The organism is Microbacterium sp. C448, from assembly GCF_000582705.2.
Taxonomy (GTDB): Bacteria; Actinomycetota; Actinomycetes; order Actinomycetales; family Microbacteriaceae; genus Microbacterium; species Microbacterium lacus_A.
In genome coordinates, this window is the sequence record NZ_HG779619.1 from 64872 (window position 1) to 81227 (window position 16356).

The 16356-nt window shown below is 67.2% G+C and carries 13 protein-coding genes; all 13 read right to left on the bottom strand.

What is annotated here, in order from left to right:
* Positions 1 to 169: 169 nt before the first annotated feature.
* Complete coding sequence (gene gmk / locus MIC448_RS03805) at positions 170 to 1042, bottom strand: guanylate kinase (protein WP_036296270.1); 873 nt, start codon at positions 1040 to 1042, stop codon at positions 170 to 172.
* A gap of 73 nt (positions 1043 to 1115) precedes the next feature.
* Entirely contained in the window at positions 1116 to 1997 is an 882-nt protein-coding gene (gene pyrF / locus MIC448_RS03810) for an orotidine-5'-phosphate decarboxylase (RefSeq protein ID WP_198517636.1), read from the bottom strand.
* Positions 1994 to 5281 (bottom strand): carbamoyl-phosphate synthase large subunit, encoded by a 3288-nt coding sequence (gene carB, locus MIC448_RS03815; protein ID WP_036296273.1) that lies wholly within the window; start codon positions 5279 to 5281, stop codon positions 1994 to 1996. The genes pyrF and carB overlap by 4 nt, the downstream gene beginning before the upstream one ends.
* Positions 5281 to 6456: a glutamine-hydrolyzing carbamoyl-phosphate synthase small subunit gene (gene carA, locus MIC448_RS03820; protein WP_036296282.1), complete on the bottom strand. Its 1176-nt coding sequence runs from the start codon at positions 6454 to 6456 to the stop codon at positions 5281 to 5283. The genes carB and carA overlap by 1 nt, the downstream gene beginning before the upstream one ends.
* On the bottom strand, positions 6453 to 6974 hold the full coding sequence (locus MIC448_RS03825; RefSeq protein ID WP_036296285.1) for a hypothetical protein: 522 nt from the start codon (positions 6972 to 6974) through the stop codon (positions 6453 to 6455). Before MIC448_RS03825 ends, carA begins: the two co-directional genes overlap by 4 nt.
* Positions 6971 to 8287, bottom strand: coding sequence for a dihydroorotase (locus MIC448_RS03830; RefSeq protein ID WP_036296288.1), 1317 nt, complete (start codon positions 8285 to 8287; stop codon positions 6971 to 6973). Before MIC448_RS03830 ends, MIC448_RS03825 begins: the two co-directional genes overlap by 4 nt.
* A complete protein-coding gene (locus MIC448_RS03835; RefSeq protein ID WP_051513079.1) occupies positions 8284 to 9306 on the bottom strand; it encodes an aspartate carbamoyltransferase catalytic subunit in 1023 nt (340 codons plus the stop codon). Before MIC448_RS03835 ends, MIC448_RS03830 begins: the two co-directional genes overlap by 4 nt.
* Positions 9303 to 9833: a bifunctional pyr operon transcriptional regulator/uracil phosphoribosyltransferase PyrR gene (gene pyrR / locus MIC448_RS03840; protein ID WP_036296290.1), complete on the bottom strand. Its 531-nt coding sequence runs from the start codon at positions 9831 to 9833 to the stop codon at positions 9303 to 9305. The genes MIC448_RS03835 and pyrR overlap by 4 nt, the downstream gene beginning before the upstream one ends.
* Before the next feature lie 197 nt (positions 9834 to 10030).
* Complete coding sequence (locus tag MIC448_RS03845) at positions 10031 to 11617, bottom strand: Rieske 2Fe-2S domain-containing protein (protein WP_036296293.1); 1587 nt, start codon at positions 11615 to 11617, stop codon at positions 10031 to 10033.
* A gap of 103 nt (positions 11618 to 11720) precedes the next feature.
* On the bottom strand, positions 11721 to 14657 hold the full coding sequence (locus MIC448_RS03850; protein WP_036296295.1) for a DEAD/DEAH box helicase: 2937 nt from the start codon (positions 14655 to 14657) through the stop codon (positions 11721 to 11723).
* A gap of 24 nt (positions 14658 to 14681) precedes the next feature.
* Positions 14682 to 15092, bottom strand: a complete 411-nt coding sequence (nusB, locus tag MIC448_RS03855; RefSeq protein ID WP_036296297.1) for a transcription antitermination factor NusB — start codon at positions 15090 to 15092, stop codon at positions 14682 to 14684.
* A 4-nt stretch (positions 15093 to 15096) separates the two neighbouring features.
* Entirely contained in the window at positions 15097 to 15657 is a 561-nt protein-coding gene (efp, locus tag MIC448_RS03860) for an elongation factor P (protein WP_036296299.1), read from the bottom strand.
* Between the two features lie 113 nt (positions 15658 to 15770).
* A complete protein-coding gene (gene aroQ / locus MIC448_RS03865; protein WP_036296300.1) occupies positions 15771 to 16229 on the bottom strand; it encodes a type II 3-dehydroquinate dehydratase in 459 nt (152 codons plus the stop codon).
* Positions 16230 to 16356: the final 127 nt, after the last annotated feature.

Consider the following 16356-nt stretch of genomic DNA (forward strand, 5'->3'; position numbering starts at 1 on the left):
GACGACCGCGCAACAAAGGGCACATCGGGTCGTAACTTTCCGAAATCGAACGCGGATGCGTGCTATACCGCGCCGCGGTCACTGAGCCTGTCGAAGTGACCCGTCGTGCCCCGCGCCCGGACTGCTCCCTTCGACAAGCTCAGGGAGCGGCGGTCGACGTGACCACCGATCAACTCTGGGCGAGGGCCGCGACCTCGTCTGCCGCCGCCGCGACGTTCTCGTTGACCACGAGGTAGTCGAACTCGGGCTGCGCGGCCAACTCGCGCTTCGCCGTCTTCAGGCGACGGGCACGCTCTTCGGAGTTCTCCGTGCCACGACCCACCAGGCGGTTGACCAGCTCGTCCCAGCTGGGGGGCAAGAGGAATACCAACATGGCGTCGGGCATGCTGCGCCTCACCTGACGCGCGCCCTGCAGGTCGATCTCGAGCAACACGGTGCGACCGTCATTGAGAGCACGCTCGATCGGCTCGCGGGGCGTGCCGTACCGGTACTGGTTGTGCACGGTCGCGTGCTCGAGAAGCTCCTCGGCCTCGACCATCCGGTCGAACTCGGCGTCGTCCACGAAGAAGTAATGCTTGCCATCCTCTTCGCCGGGACGCGGCGGACGTGTCGTCGCCGACACCGAGAGCAGGATGTCGGGGTGATGTTCCTGGATATGCGCGGCGACCGTGCCCTTGCCCACTGCCGTCGGGCCTGCCAGGACAATGAGCCGGCTGCGTCCGGGACGCGGCACGGGTTCGGGAAGTCGCTCATCGAGGAAGGCGCTGAGGTCCTTGCGCTGGCGGGTACCCAGTCCCCCGAGTCGCTTGACCGGCGAGATGCTCAGCTGCGCCAGGATGCGATCGCGTTTCCCTTCACCGATAGCGGGGATCGACGTCAGAAAGTCGGGTGCACGCATGGCCGCCGCAGCGGACTCCGGTGCAGCCCATGCCCGTCGAAGCAGCTCTTGGGGTGTGATGACGCGGGTCGTGACGTCGCGTTTGAGCGCCGCGCGTTCGCGCCGTGCCGCGATGGCGCGTCGGGATGCAGCGGCGCGGTCCACCTCGGGTGGGGTGCCTCCGCGTCGTTCAACGACCCGTTGTTCCTCCGGGCGTCGCTCGTCCCCTGCCGCCGCGTCAGTCACCGATGATCTCCTCCGTGCGTCGTCTGTCATCCATCGCCCGCGCCAAATCGGTGCGTACCGGTCCCGCAGCAAGGATGCTGCGGCTCTCGGCCACGATCACCGCGGGTGCGAGGCGTCCGAAGATCATTTCACGATCCTCCGACCGTGCGCCCTGGTGTCCGAAGCCGGGCGCCAGGATCGGCGCGACCGGCTCGAGATCAACGGGAACTCCCCGCTCGGCGGGGTTCACGGTCGCACCGATCACCAGACCGATGCTCCCCCACGAACCCACCTGCGTCGTGACGGCATTGAAGGCCGCCACCTCCGCCGCGATCGCGCCGGCCACGGTCCGAGAAGGCTCCGCGGTGTCGTCGGCCTCCGGCATCATCCGAGCGCTCTGCAGACCGGATGCCTCGGGGTTGCTCGTCGCCGCCAGCACGAACGCGCCCTTGCCGTGCGCGACGGCGTAGCGCAGCGTGTCCTCGAGGGAGCCGACGCCCAGGTACGGGCTGAGGGTCACGGCGTCGGCCTCGAGCGGCGAGCCGGGGGTCAGCCAGGCGCGCGCGTACGCGTCCATGGTCGATCCGATGTCGCCGCGTTTGGCGTCCGCGATCACGAGCAGGCCCGCACCTCGGGCCGCCGCGAGCACGTCCTCGAGCGCCGCAAATCCGGCCGAGCCGAACCGCTCGAAGAACGACACCTGAGGCTTGACGATCCCGCAGTGCCCCTCGGCGGCTTCGACGACACGCAGCCCGAACGTCCGTACGCCGTCGGCCGAGACATCCAGCCCCCAGTCCGCGAGCAGCTGCTCGTGCGGATCGATACCGACGCACAGGCGTCCGTGCTCGCCGAACGCCGCGCGCACGCGATCGCCGAACGCCGGGCCTGCGCTCACCCGCGTGCCGCCCGGTCCGCCGCGTACTCCTGCAGGCTCCTGACGTCGAAGCCCTGACGCACGGCGTCCATGGCGCTCACTGCGGCACCCAGAACGGCGATCGTCGTGAAGAGGGCCTTGTCGGCGGCCACGGCCGCGGCGCGGATCTCGTAGCCGTCGGCGCGGGCGGACCGCCCGCTCGGCGTGTTCACGATGATGTCGATCTCGCCGTCATTGATCAGGTCGACGATGTTCCGTGCGCCGGAGGCTTGCGTCTCGCTGTACTTGTTCACGATGCGGACGTTGATGCCGTTTCGCGCCAGGATCTCGGCCGTGCCCTCTGTCGCGACGAGCGTGAAGCCGAGCTCCTGCAGCCGGTGCGCGGGCAGGATGACCGCACGCTTGTCCGAGTCGGCGACCGAGATGAAGACGGTGCCCGACAGCGGCATCCCGCCGTACGCGGCTGCCTGGCTCTTGGCGAACGCGGTCGGGAAGTCCTTGTCGATTCCCATGACCTCGCCGGTCGAGCGCATCTCGGGCCCGAGCACGGAGTCGACCGTCTGCCCGTCCTTCGTGCGGAACCGCTTGAAGGGCAGCACGGCCTCCTTGACCGAAACCGGGGAGTCGAGCGGAACCCGCGAACCATCGGACGGCGGCAGCAGGCCTTCGGTCTTCAGCTCGTCGATCGTCGACCCGGACATGATCCGCGCTGCGGCCTTGGCCAGCGGAATTCCGAGCGCCTTCGACACGAACGGCACCGTGCGGCTCGCGCGCGGGTTCGCCTCGATGACGTAGAGGATGCCCGCGCTGATCGCGAACTGAACGTTCAGCAATCCGCGCACACCGACGCCCTCGGCGATCGCGAGCGTCGCGGTGCGCACCCGGTCGATCTCCGAACGTCCGAGCGAGATCGGAGGCAGCGTGCACGCCGAGTCGCCCGAGTGGATACCGGCCTCTTCGATGTGCTCCATGACGCCACCGATGTACAGCTCGGTGCCGTCGTAAAGGGCGTCGACATCGATCTCGACCGCGTCGTCCAGGAATCGGTCGACCAGCAGCGGCATGCCGGGGCCGATGATGACCTCACCCGCGGTCCGCACGAAGTAGTCGTACAGGCTCGGGGTGTCGTAAACGATCTCCATGCCGCGACCGCCGAGCACGAAGCTCGGACGGACGAGAACGGGATATCCGATGTCTTCCGCGACCGCGACAGCACCCTCGGCATCCGTCGCCGTGCCGTGGCGGGGCGCCACGAGGCCTGCGGTGTCGAGGATCTCGCTGAACAGCTGGCGCTCTTCGGCGAGGTCGATGGCCGCGGGGCTCGTGCCGAGGATGCGGTAGCCGGCCTCTTCGATGCCCTTCGCGAGTCCGAGCGGCGTCTGCCCGCCGAGCTGGCACACGACGCCGAAGATCTCACCCGACGCGGCCTCGGCGTACAGCACCTCGAGCACATCCTCGAGCGTGAGCGGCTCGAAGTAGAGGCGGTCCGACGTGTCGTAGTCGGTCGAGACCGTCTCCGGGTTGCAGTTGACCATGATCGTCTCGTAACCCGCGTCCGACAGCGCGAACGACGCGTGCACGCAGGAGTAGTCGAACTCGACTCCCTGACCGATGCGATTGGGGCCCGATCCGATGATCACGATCTTCTGGCGGTCGGACGGCGTGACCTCGGTCTCGAAGTCGTAGCTCGAGTAGTGGTAAGGCGTCAGTGCCGGGAACTCCCCGGCGCAGGTGTCGACGGTCTTGTAGACGGGGCGGATCGAGAGGGCGTGACGGATGCCGCGAACCTCGACCTCGGGAATGCCCCGCAACTGCCCGAGCTGAGCGTCCGAGAAGCCGTGGTCCTTCGCGAGCAGGATCGTTTCCGCATCCAGCTTCGCCGCGTCGCGGACGAAGTCGGCGACCTCGTTGATGAGGACGATCTGGTCGAGGAACCACGGGTCGATGCCCGTCGCCTCGAACATCTCGGGAACGCTGGCGCCGGCTCGCAGCGCCTGCTGGACGACGACGATCCGACCATCCGTCGGCGTCTTCGACACCTCGACGAGCTCGTCCTTCGTCCGCGGTTCGTCGCCCCAGTGGAAGCTCGACCCGCGCTTCTCGAGCGAACGCAGCGCCTTCTGCAGGGCTGTCGCGTAGTTGCGGCCGATCGCCATCGCCTCGCCGACCGACTTCATGGTGGTTGTCAGCGTGGTGTCGGCCGCGGGGAACTTCTCGAAGTTGAAGCGCGGGACCTTCACGACGACGTAGTCGAGCGTCGGCTCGAAGCTCGCGGGCGTGACCTTGGTGATGTCGTTCGGGATCTCATCCAGCCGGTATCCGAGAGCGAGCTTCGCGGCGATCTTCGCGATCGGGAAGCCCGTTGCCTTCGACGCCAGCGCCGACGAGCGCGAGACACGCGGGTTCATCTCGATGACGATGATGCGGCCATTCGAGGGATCGACGGCGAACTGGATGTTGCAGCCACCGGTGTCGACGCCGACCGCGCGAATGATGTCGATGCCGATGTCGCGCATCTTCTGGTACTCGCGGTCGGTCAGGGTGAGTGCCGGGGCGACAGTGATCGAGTCGCCCGTGTGCACCCCGACCGGGTCGACGTTCTCGATCGAGCAGACCACGACCGTGTTGTCGGCGGTGTCACGCATGAGCTCGAGCTCGTATTCCTTCCACCCGAGGATCGACTCCTCGAGCAGCACCTCGGTCGTCGGCGAGTCACGGAGGCCGGCGCCGGCGATACGACGCAGGTCGCGCTCGTCGTAGGCGAAACCTGAACCGAGTCCGCCCATCGTGAAGCTCGGCCGCACGACCAGCGGGTATCCGAGCTCCGCTGCGCCCGCGAGCACCTCGTCCATGGTGTGGCAGATGCGGCTGTCGGCGACATCGGCGCCGGAGTCCAACACCAGCTGCTTGAAGATCTGGCGATCTTCGCCCTTGTTGATGGCCTCGAGATTCGCACCGATCAACTCGACGTCGTACTTCTCGAGCACGCCGTGCTTGTCGAGCTCGATCGCCGCGTTGAGCGCGGTCTGGCCGCCGAGGGTCGGCAGGATCGCATCCGGCCGTTCCTTGGCGATGATCGTCTCGATGACCTGCCAGGTGATCGGTTCGATGTAGGTCGCGTCGGCGAAGTCGGGATCGGTCATGATCGTCGCGGGGTTGGAGTTGACGAGGATGACGCGGACGCCCTCCTCGCGCAGCACACGGCAGGCTTGGGTGCCCGAGTAGTCGAATTCGCAGGCCTGGCCGATCACGATCGGGCCGGACCCGATGACCAGGACGCTCTTGATGTCGTCGCGCTTAGGCATCAGTTTTCATCCTCAATATCCGGTCCCTGAGCTTGTCGAAGGGCCGCGAGCACCATGTCGCGGAACCTGTCGAAGAGGTAGTTGGAGTCGTGCGGGCCCGCGGCAGCCTCGGGGTGGTACTGCACACTGAAGGCCGGGATGTCGAGGGCACGCAGGCCCTCGACCACCTGATCGTTCAGCCCGATGTGGCTGACCTCGACACGCCCGTACCCCTGAGGGCTGTCGAAGACGCTGTCGACCGGCGCCTCAACCGCGAAGCCGTGGTTCTGCGAGGTGATCTCGACGCGGCCCGTTGACTTGTCGAGCACCGGCTGGTTGATGCCGCGGTGGCCGAACGGCAGCTTGTACGTGCCGAGCCCTAGGGCCCGCCCGAGCAGTTGGTTGCCGAAACAGATTCCGAAGAACGGCGTGCGGTCATCGAGCACTGCGCGCAGCAGTTCGACGTGCTGATCTGATGCTGCGGGGTCGCCGGGGCCGTTGGAGTAGAACACCGCGACCGGGTCGAGGGCGCGGAGCTCCTCGATCGTGACGTGCTGGGGCAGCACGTGGACGTCGAACCCGCGGGCGGCGAGGTTGTGGATCGTCGCGCTCTTGACGCCCAGGTCGAGCACCGCGAGGTTTCCGATGCGCTCGGCCGTGGCGGGATATACCTCGACGGCTGTGACCGAAACCTCGGCGGAGAGGTTTCGACCCGACATCGCGGGAGCCTCGCGCACGATGCGCAGCTGCTCGTCGGCGTCGAGCGCCGCCTCCGGGCCAGAGAAGATCCCGCCGCGCATGCTGCCGGCGGAGCGGATGTGGCGGGTCACCGAGCGCGTGTCGATTCCGCTGATGCCGACGATGCCGTCGTTCACAAGAGCGTCGTCAAGCGACTCATCCGCTCGCCAGTTCGAGACGACACGCGAGGGGTCCCGCACGATGTAGCCCGACACCCAGATGCGGCGCGATTCGGGATCTTCGTCGTTCATGCCGGTGTTCCCGATGTGCGGGGCCGTCTGCAAGACGATCTGCCCGGCGTATGAGGGGTCGGTGAGCGTCTCCTGGTAGCCGGTCATGCCGGTGGCGAAGACGACTTCGCCGAGGGTCGTGCCGCGGGCGCCATAGGCCCGTCCGGCGTGGCGGGTGCCGTCTTCGAGGACGAGAACGGCGGGGTCTTTCGTGAGATGAGAGATCATTCGGCTTTCCCTGTCGGGGTGGGCTGGGGAAGGATGCGGGTGACCGCGGCGAGCAACTCACCGGAGGTGTTGCCGGGCGCGTCACCCGTCATTCGGACATAAGAGTCGGCGATCGTTTCGGCATCGACGCGCCAGGCGAGGCGGACGAGCCCGTCGCGCTCGACGACCCGGTCGATGGTCCAGGTCGCGCGATCGACACCGACGATCCGGGATGCCGCGACAAAAACGGGAGCCTCGCCCGTGATCGCGAGCAGAACGCCCGCCGACGAGACCTCGATCCCGACGCGTCCCCGGTATCGGAGGTGGCGGATGGCCAGGCGATCCAGTGGCTTTTCGTGGCGCGTCGTGGCGACATAGAAGCCGGAGAAGGATGCCTCGGCGACGAACCCCTCGGGCACGTCTGTCGGCGCGACGAGACCGCGGTCGCGTCGGACCCGGCGCGACCAGCCCCACGCGATGCCCACGAGCACCAGAACGCCGAAGCCGATGATGATGGCCATTGCTGCGCCGAGAGTCATGCGCGAACCTCCTGTGCGAGATCGGCGACGAGCTTTCCGTCGGCGAATGTGGGGCGACCGCGGTGGATCGTCCAGAGCACGCGCCCCGGCAAGGGCTGGCCGAGGTAGGGCGAGTTCGAGCTCAGACCGTGCAGATCGGATGCACCGAACACCTCGTTCACGTCGGAGTCGTAGAGCGTCAGCTCTGCAGGCTGTCCGACCGCGAGCGGCGTGCCGTGCGCGGGGAGCATCCCGATGCGTGCGGGGGCGTAGGACATGACCCGGGCGACGTCGGCCCAGCCGAGCAGCCCGGTTTCGACCATCGACGCGTGCACGACCCGCAGGGCGCTCTCAAGGCCCACCATGCCGTTCGCGGCGGCTGCCCACTCGCAGCTCTTGTTCTCGGCGGGGTGCGGGGCGTGGTCGGTCGCGACGATGTCGATCGTGCCGTCCGCGAGGCCCTCGCGCACCGCGAGCACGTCCTCTTCGCGGCGGAGCGGCGGATTGACCTTGTACCGGGCGTCGTAGCCGCGCACGAGTTCGTCCGTCAGCAACAGGTGATGCGGCGTGACCTCGGCCGTGACGTTGATGCCCCGCTTCTTCGCCCAGCGGATGATGTCGACCGACCCCGCGGTGGAGAGGTGGCAGACGTGCAGGCGAGAGCCGACGTGTTCGGCCAGGAGAACGTCGCGCGCGATGATCGATTCCTCGGCAACGGCGGGCCATCCGGTCAGCCCGAGCTCGGCAGAGACCGACCCCTCGTTCATCTGGGCGCCCTCGGTGAGGCGAGGGTCCTGCGCGTGCTGCGCGATCACTCCCCCGAATGCCTTGACGTATTCGAGGGCGCGCCGCATGATCAGCGGGTCCCACACGCAGAAGCCGTCGTCGCTGAAGACGCGGACGCGGGCGCGAGAGTCGGCCATGGCTCCGAGCTCGGCGAGTCGCTCACCCTTCTGCCCCACGGTGACGGCGCCGATCGGCTGCACCGTCGCGTAGCCCGCTGCCTCGCCGAGCGCGAGTTCCTGCTCGACGACGCCGGCGGTGTCGGCCACGGGCGACGTGTTCGGCATCGCGAATACGGCCGTGAAGCCACCCGAAGCCGCGGCACGCGTTCCCGTCAGGATCGTTTCGGATGCCTCGTATCCGGGTTCACGCAGGTGTGTGTGGAGGTCGACGAGGCCCGGCAAAGCAACCAGCCCGTCCGCGTCGATCCGTGTCGCGCCCGCGCGGCTCAGCCCCGCGCCGACCTCGGCGATGCGACCGTCTTCGACGATCAGGTCGACGGCGGATCCGCCCTCGATGCGGGCACCGGCGATGAGGAGAACTTCGCTCATCTCTCCTCCTCGTTTGTGACGCCGGCAGTCATGATGCCGGCTTTCGTGCCGCCGTTCGTTAGCTGCTCGTCCAGGCCGGGACGCTCGCCCGCGAGCAGCAGGTACAGCACCGCCATCCGCACGGACACACCGTTCGACACCTGCTCGAGAACGGTCGAGCGGGGCGAATCGGCGGCGGCCGCCGAGATTTCGAGCCCGCGATTCATGGGTCCGGGATGCATCACCATCGTATCGGCGGGGAGGGACGCCAGGCGCCGCGGGTCGAGACCCCAGCGCCGGGAATACTCCCGCTCAGTGGGAAAAAATGCCGCACCCATCCGCTCGAGCTGAATCCGCAACATCATGAGTGCGTCGGGACCCTCGGCAATCGCCTCGTCGAGGTCGTACACGATGCGGGCGGGCCAGGCAGAGACATCCTGCGGCACGAGTGTCGGCGGGGCGACAAGTGTGACGTCGGCGCCGAGCGTCGAGAGCAGCCACACGTTCGAGCGGGCGACCCGCGAGTGCAGGACGTCCCCTACGATCGTGACCTTCACACCAGCGAGATCACGGCCGCGGCTGTCGGCGCCGAAGGTGCGCTTGCGAATCGTGAAGGCGTCGAGAAGGGCCTGCGTGGGGTGCTCGTGCGTGCCGTCGCCGGCGTTGACGACGCCCGCGGTGATCCAGCCGCTCGAGGCGAGCGTGCGCGGAGCCCCGGATGCACCGTGCCGGATGACGACCGCGTCGGCGCCCATCGCCTGCAGGGTCTGGGCCGTGTCCTGCAGACTCTCGCCCTTCGAGACGCTCGAACCCTTCGCGGCGAAGTTGATGACGTCGGCGCTCAGACGCTTGGCCGCCGCCTCGAACGAGATGCGCGTGCGGGTCGAGTCCTCGAAGAAGAGGTTGACGATCGTCTTGCCGCGGAGCGTCGGCAGCTTCTTGATCTCGCGGCGCTGTGTGTCGGCCATGTCCTCGGCGACGTCGAGGATCTCGAGAGCCAACGCGCGGTCGAGTGTCTGGGTGTCGAGCAGGTGCCTCATGATCCGACCGTCACCTCTTCGATGCCGTCGGTTTCGGCCAGACGCACGTTGACGCGTTCCTCCCGCGAGCTCGGCAGGTTCTTGCCGACGAAGTCGGGCCGGATCGGTAGCTCGCGGTGGCCCCGATCGATCAGGGTCGCGAGGCGAACCGCGGCGGGCCGTCCGATGTCCTGCAGCGCGTCGAGAGCGGCCCGGATGCTGCGGCCGGAGAACAGCACGTCGTCCACCAGGACGACCGTCTTGCCGTCGATACCTCCCGCGGGGATCGACGTGGGCTGCGGCGTGCGCGTGGGATTGCGGGCGAGGTCGTCGCGGTACATCGTGACGTCGAGCGCGCCGACCGGGACGGTCGTGCCGCTGAACTCCGAGACCAGGGTCCCGATGCGATGGGCGAGGGTCACACCGCGTGTGGGGATCCCCAGAAGGATCAACCCATCGGCACCCTTGTTGGACTCGAGGATCTCGTGAGAAATCCGGGTCAGGGCTCGTGCGATGTCGGCCTCGTGCAGCACGGTTCTCGTGCTCATGTGCCGCTCCCTTCTCCGCCTCACAGGACGGTGTTAAAGGTTGCTGTGCCCTCTCACCCTACCGGACCTCACGCATCCGCCATCCCGCTTCGCCGCACTCCCGCCCGTCCGGACGCCGAAACACCCAACGTGCGCCGAGACACCCTGTGTCGTGGGGTGTTTCGCCGCAAAAGGGGTGTTTCGCTGAGATGAGAGCGTCAGACGGCGGCGGGAGCGGATGCGTCGGCGTCGACCGCATCCGTCGCGTCGGGCGTCTCGTGTGCCCGGATCGGGTGACCTTGCGACGTCAGGCACCGGCCCGACGTGAGGTCCCACTTCCAGTCGTGCAGGCTGCAGGTCAGCACGCCGTCCTCGATCTTGCCCGTCTTCGTCAGATCTGCCCGCAGGTGCGGGCAGCGGCGCTGCACGACCCAATCGCCGAGCTGGACGTCCTCGGTCTGGTCCGACTGCTCCGCGTACCAGTTCTCGACATACTCAATACGGTCGCGCGAGAGGCACTTGAGGAACGTGGTCAGGAACTCGTTGAACTTGCCGCTCCGACCGACCTCGAACTGCATCGACAGGAAGATGGAGTTCGACCAGTCGATCTCGTGATCACGGATGTTGGTCGACACCAGGTCGGCGGGGATCGTGTACCAGTAGATGCACTCTTCGCCCGCGTATTCGCGAACCTTCGCCTTCGGGAAGTCCACCACCATGTCGAGGTCGCCGATGCGGAACCGCACGTTGCCGCCCACCCCGTCGCGGATGGTCCGGGCGCGGCGCAGCAGCGGCTCCCACCAGCCCTTGATCTCAGCGAGCATCTCGTCCGGCGGCAGTACCGGAGCACGGGACGCCTCCTCCGCTCGCACTTCGTCCTGTCGCGAGTCTCGCTGCTCGGCCAGGTACTCCCACTTCTCGCCGTACATGTGCTTGATCTCGGCATCGCTGTAGAGCGTCTGAGTGACCTCGAGCGCGCCGTTGTTCAGATCGACCTGAGTCCCCGGGATGAAAAGGTACCCGTTCTGCTCCGGACGAACCTCTGCCATGTGCTCGAGGAACTGGCGCGAGTCCGTGAAGATCGAGTCGTCCTGCTCTCCCCACCCGTTGTATCGGAACAGCTCTTCCCGCAGGAACATGGGCGGCCCCGCCATGGGGAACACGTGCGGCGCGTCTACCTTTTCGATGTAATACATCGCGCGCTTGTTCTGCGCGTCGCGCTTGAGCTGGGCGAAGTGCTGCTTCGAGTCCTGCGGCAGGTCGTAGACCATGGGCCACCAGATCGCGCCTGACACCTGGGTGAAGTAGGCCTCGGGCTTCGAAAACGACAGCAGCTTGTCGAGGTCGAGCGGGTGCGAGTCGTTCTGGTTCAGGATGCTGGCGGTACCGTCGTCGACACTCAACGACGAGTCACCGATGGGCCCGTCGCTCGGGGCACGGAGTGGCGTCACCATGACCTTCAGCTCGCCGAACTTCAGAGTCTCGCCGTTCGGTGTGTAGACGATGTTGTCGTAACCGAGTGCTCGCAGGTCGTTCTCGAGATCGTCGGTGGGATAGTCCGGCAACAGCACGGTGATGTCCTTGCGGACATATCGCTCGAGCATCCGCGGATCGAAGTGATCGCGATGCCGGTGCGAGATGTACAGGAAGTCCGCGGCACCGAAACGCTCCCAGTCGAGCGCCCGGTTGTCGGGGAACGGGAACCACGAGCCGAAGAAGCTCGGGCCGATCACCGGGTCGCAGAGGATCGATCCCCCGAGCGTTTCGATGAACATTCCGGCGTGGCCGAGGCCCGTGATGCGCATGTGTGCCCTTCCCTCTCCAACAGCCCTCGAGTCTACGCGCGGGCTCCTGGGACCCGGGTGAACAGCGCCGTGAGAAACGAGCGCCGTGAGAAAGAGGCCCCGCTCACCCGTCCAGCAGCGAGCGGATGTCGTCTGCCGTGAGGTCCTGCGCGAACAGGGCATCGTCGTCCACGACGGCATCGAAGAGCCGTGCCTTGCGCCTTTGCAGGGCGAGCACCTTCTCTTCGATCGTGTCCGCCGCGATCAGCCGGTACACGATCACGTGTCGCTCCTGACCGATGCGATGGGCGCGATCCACTGCCTGTGCTTCCGCCGCGGGATTCCACCACGGGTCGAGCACGAACACGTAGTCGGCCTCCGTGAGGGTGAGTCCGAAACCGCCGGCCTTGAGACTGATCAGGAACGCGGGCGCATCGCCCTGCCGGAACCCCTCGACCACCTCGGTGCGATTGCGGGTCGATCCGTCGAGGTAGGCGTGCGCGATCCCCGCGGCATCCAGGCGGTCCGCCGCGAGCCGAAGGAAAGACGTGAACTGGCTGAACACGAGCGCCCTGTGCCCCTCAGCGGCGACCTCGACGAGGCGATCGAGCAACGCGTCCAGTTTGCTCGCGGGAATGTGCGCGTTCTGGGGACTGATCAGCGCGGGCGACAGGCTCAGCATCCGCAACAGTGTGAGCGAGCGGAACACGATGAATCGGTTCCTGTCCAGATCCTGCAGCAGTCCCATGACCTTCTGTCGTTCGCGCTGCAGGGTCAGATCGTAGAGCTCGCGGTGCTCAGGGTCGAGCGCGACGCGAAGCTCGAGTTCCTGCTTCTCGGGTAGCTCGGGTGCGACCAACGCTTTCGTACGACGGAGAAGAAGCGGGCGGATGCGGCGACGCAACCGCGCGAGCCTCGCCGCGCGAAATGGGCCACCTTCCGCGTTCTCCGGCATCTTGCCCTGCTCGATGGGCTTCACATACGCCTCGCTGAAGCGCGGAGCGGAGGGGAACAAACCGGGCGCGGTCAGCGAGAGCAGTGACCACAGGTCGGTCAGACCGTTCTCGAGCGGTGTTCCCGTCGCGGCGAACACCGCGTCCGCACGCAGCGCCCCCACGGCGCGGTGAAGCTGTGTGCGCGGATTCTTCACGAACTGCGCCTCATCGAGGATGACGACCGACCAGTCGATCCGCTCGAACTCTTCTCGGTCCAGGCGCACGAGCGCATACGAGGTCACGACGATATCGGCATCCCCCGTCGCCTCGGCGAGGGACGAACCACGCTTGGTGCTGGTTTCTTCGATCAGCCGTACCCGGAGGCCGGGAGTGAACCGCGCCGCCTCGGCAGACCACAATCCGACCACCGACGTGGGCGCCACGACGAGCAGCGGCCGCCGTTCGCCCTGGTCGCGGATGTGCGCGGCCAGTGCCAAGAGCTGCACGGTTTTGCCCAGCCCCATGTCGTCGCCGAGGATTCCGCCGAGACGATTGCGCCAGAGAAACGCCAGCCAGTCCAAACCCGCCTGCTGGTAGGTCCGTAGCGTCGCTTCGAGCCCGGTCGGTGGAGGCGTGTGCGGCACGGTTTCGGTGCCGCGCAGGCCCGCGGCGAGTTCGCGCCACGCGGTCGCCGGTTCGGACTGGTCGGCGAGGTCTTCGAACTCACTCCACAGGTCGGTCTGGTGCCGGTTGATGCGAGGCGCGGTCTCCCACTCCGCCAGCTCTCCGGCTTCGTCGATCAGGTCGCGCAGGCGCTGAAGCGCGGGATGCGCGAGCGAGAAATACGCCCCGTCCGAGAGAAGCATCTTCTTGCGACCTCGCACGAGGGCGCGGAACAGCGGGCCGAACGGAACCGCGCGACCGTCGATCGAGACGAGCACACCGAGTTCGAACCAGTCGGGATCGTCGCTCTCGAGCGTGCTGACACTGATCGCGGGTTCACCGGTCAGCTCGGTGTAGACGCGCCGGGGTGCATTGCCCTCCACGCGCACCCGCGCGAGCGCACCCCAGCCGGGCAGGATGCGCGTGGCGAACTCCGCGGCATCCGTGTCGTTCAGCCGTCCCGTGGGCGCGAATGGCGCATCGGATGTCTCTCGCCAGACGGTCTCGAGGCCCGATCCGATCTCGGCTTCGGCCGCGGGGTCACGATCGGGGTGCGACCCGGAGTCGTAGGCAAGTCGGGTGACACCCGGATAGGACCATTCGATGCGGTACTCCACGTCGTCGTCACCGAAGGACGCCGTGACGACCGCCGTCGGCTGTGGCGGAGCGGGAAGCGTGATGCCTCGCGCAGCGGTGACGCGTGCGCGGCGGACGAGTCGGGGCAGGCCGTCTGCGAGAAACTCTTCGCGCTCCTCCGCGGGAATCAGCAGCCCCTCGTCGTGGCTGAGGAGGGATCGGGCGGCGTCCGGGAGCTTGCACGGAGCGAGCAGGATCGGGAGGGGGTCGCGGTCGAGGGTGGCGACGTAAATTCCGATGTGACCGACGGGGCGGATGACCGCATCCTCGATCGGCACGCCGTCGACCGTGACGTGCGTTCGGAGACGCAGCGCCTCACCGGCATCCGTCACGTCGATTGCCGCGGTCGCCTCGTATCCGAGGGCGACGCTCTGGTGCTCGCTCGTTGCGACGAGAGGAATCCCGGCGGTGCGCGCCGAGCGCAGGTGCGGCCAGAGCAGGCTCGATTCGACCGCGTCGAGTGTCAGCCACTCGCCCGGGTCGGCGAAGGGGCCGACGGTCCGAACCCCCAATAGGAGGGTCGCGAGGTCGGAGAACCACCGGGCGTGGGCGGGGTCGAAGCCGAAACCGGGCCGTCGCACGGACTCCCACGAGACCTGGCCTTTGATCCACATGCCCGTGCTCTCGCTCCGCATGAGCGGGCGGACGCCGAGCGACAGATCATCGCGACGACCCAGGAGCGCGCGCGGATGCACACTCTCGACCCGCCGCGGAGCCCAGTCATCCGGCCGGTACGGCGTCCGCTGGCGCAGCTCTACGCCGAGCGCGAGCGGGATGCCCGGGGCGACGTCGGCGACGTCGATGAGACCGCGCCAGGAGGAGTTCACGCCGCCTCGGAAGAACGTTGCGCGTCAGGCAGAGCGGGAGACGCGCGCGAGCACTCCGTGCACGAACGAGCCGGAGTCATCCGTCGAGAACTCCTTCGCAAGCTCCACGGCCTCGTCGATCACGACGGCGGTAGGCACCTCGTCGTTGTGCAGCAGCTCCCACACGCCCATGCGCAGGAGGGCACGGTCGACCGCGGGCATCCGCTCGATCTTCCAGTCCTTGCTGTGCGTCGCGATCAGCTCGTCGATCTCTTCGTGGTGATCGATCACGCCGTCGACGATCTCGCGCGCATAGAGCCAGGATGCCTCGCGGGCGGGCTCACTCGCCGCGCGCTGAGCTTCGGCCGCGAGAATCACGCCGGGTTCGTCGCCGCGTACATCCGCCTGAAAGAGGATGTCGAGGGCGCGCTTACGCGCCTTAGTCCGAGCGCTCACCCGGTCAGCTCACGCGGCCGAGGTAGTCACCCGTGCGGGTGTCGACCTTGACCTTGGTGCCGGTCTCGAGGAACAGGGGCACCTGGATCTCGTACCCGGTCTCGACCGTGGCGGACTTGGTGCCGGCCGACGAACGATCGCCCTGCAGGCCGGGCTCGGTGTACGTGATCTCGAGGATGACGGAGGCCGGCAGCTCGACGTACAGCGGGTTGCCGTTGTTCAGCGCGATCTGCACCTGCTGGTTCTCGAGCAGGAAGTTCTTCGCGTCGCCGACGGTCGCAGCGGCAACCGTGAGCTGGTCATAGTCGGCCGTGTCCATGAAGACGAAGTTGTCTCCGTCGTTATACAGGTACGTGAAGTCGCGGCGGTCAACGTTCTCGATCTCGATCTTCGCGCCCGCGTTGTAGGTGCGGTCGACGGTCTTACCCGAGACGACGTTCTTCAGCTTGGTGCGGACGAACGCGCCACCCTTGCCGGGCTTGACGTGCTGGAACTCGATGACGTTCCACAGCTGTCCGTCGATGCTGAGGACGACGCCGTTCTTGATGTCTGCGGTGGATGCCATGTTCGAAGAATTCCGTTCGTGTGTGGGGCGCGGCTCGTGCTCGCGGAGCAAAGAAGGAGCGGTCGCGACTGTGTCGAAGCGAGCCGACGTTCGATTCTACGGGATGACTCCGCTCAGCCGTCCGCCGCGCCCGTGATCACGGGGATCAGCAGACGCACGGCCTTCGCGTATCCGTCGACGCCTTCGCCGATCACATGGACCACGGCGACATCGTGGACGTACGAGTGATGGCGGAACTCCTCGCGCTCGTACACGTTCGAGATGTGCACCTCGGCGACCGGCAGCGAAACACCGGAGAGCGCATCACGCAGAACGACCGATGTGTGTGTGAGCCCTCCGGGGTTGATGACGATGCCGGCGCAATCTTCGCGTGCCGCATGAATCGCGTCGATCAACACGCCCTCGTGATTGCTCTGGACCGCGCGCACCTCGAGCCCGTGCGCCGCGGCGGCGTCGGACGTGATTCGCTCAACATCCGCGAGCGTCGCGCTGCCGTAGATCTCCGGCTCGCGCGTACCGAGCAGGTTCAGGTTCGGGCCGTTGACGAGCAGGATGCGGCGGGGCACGGTCATGCTCACCAAACTAGCGCCCTACGCTCCCTGAGCCTGTCGAAGGGAGCACCGGAACCTCCAACGCGGAGTCCGAAGGGCTGGGCGAACTGGGGCAGGTTAAGCCTCGATCCACCGATGGGGAGGCTTG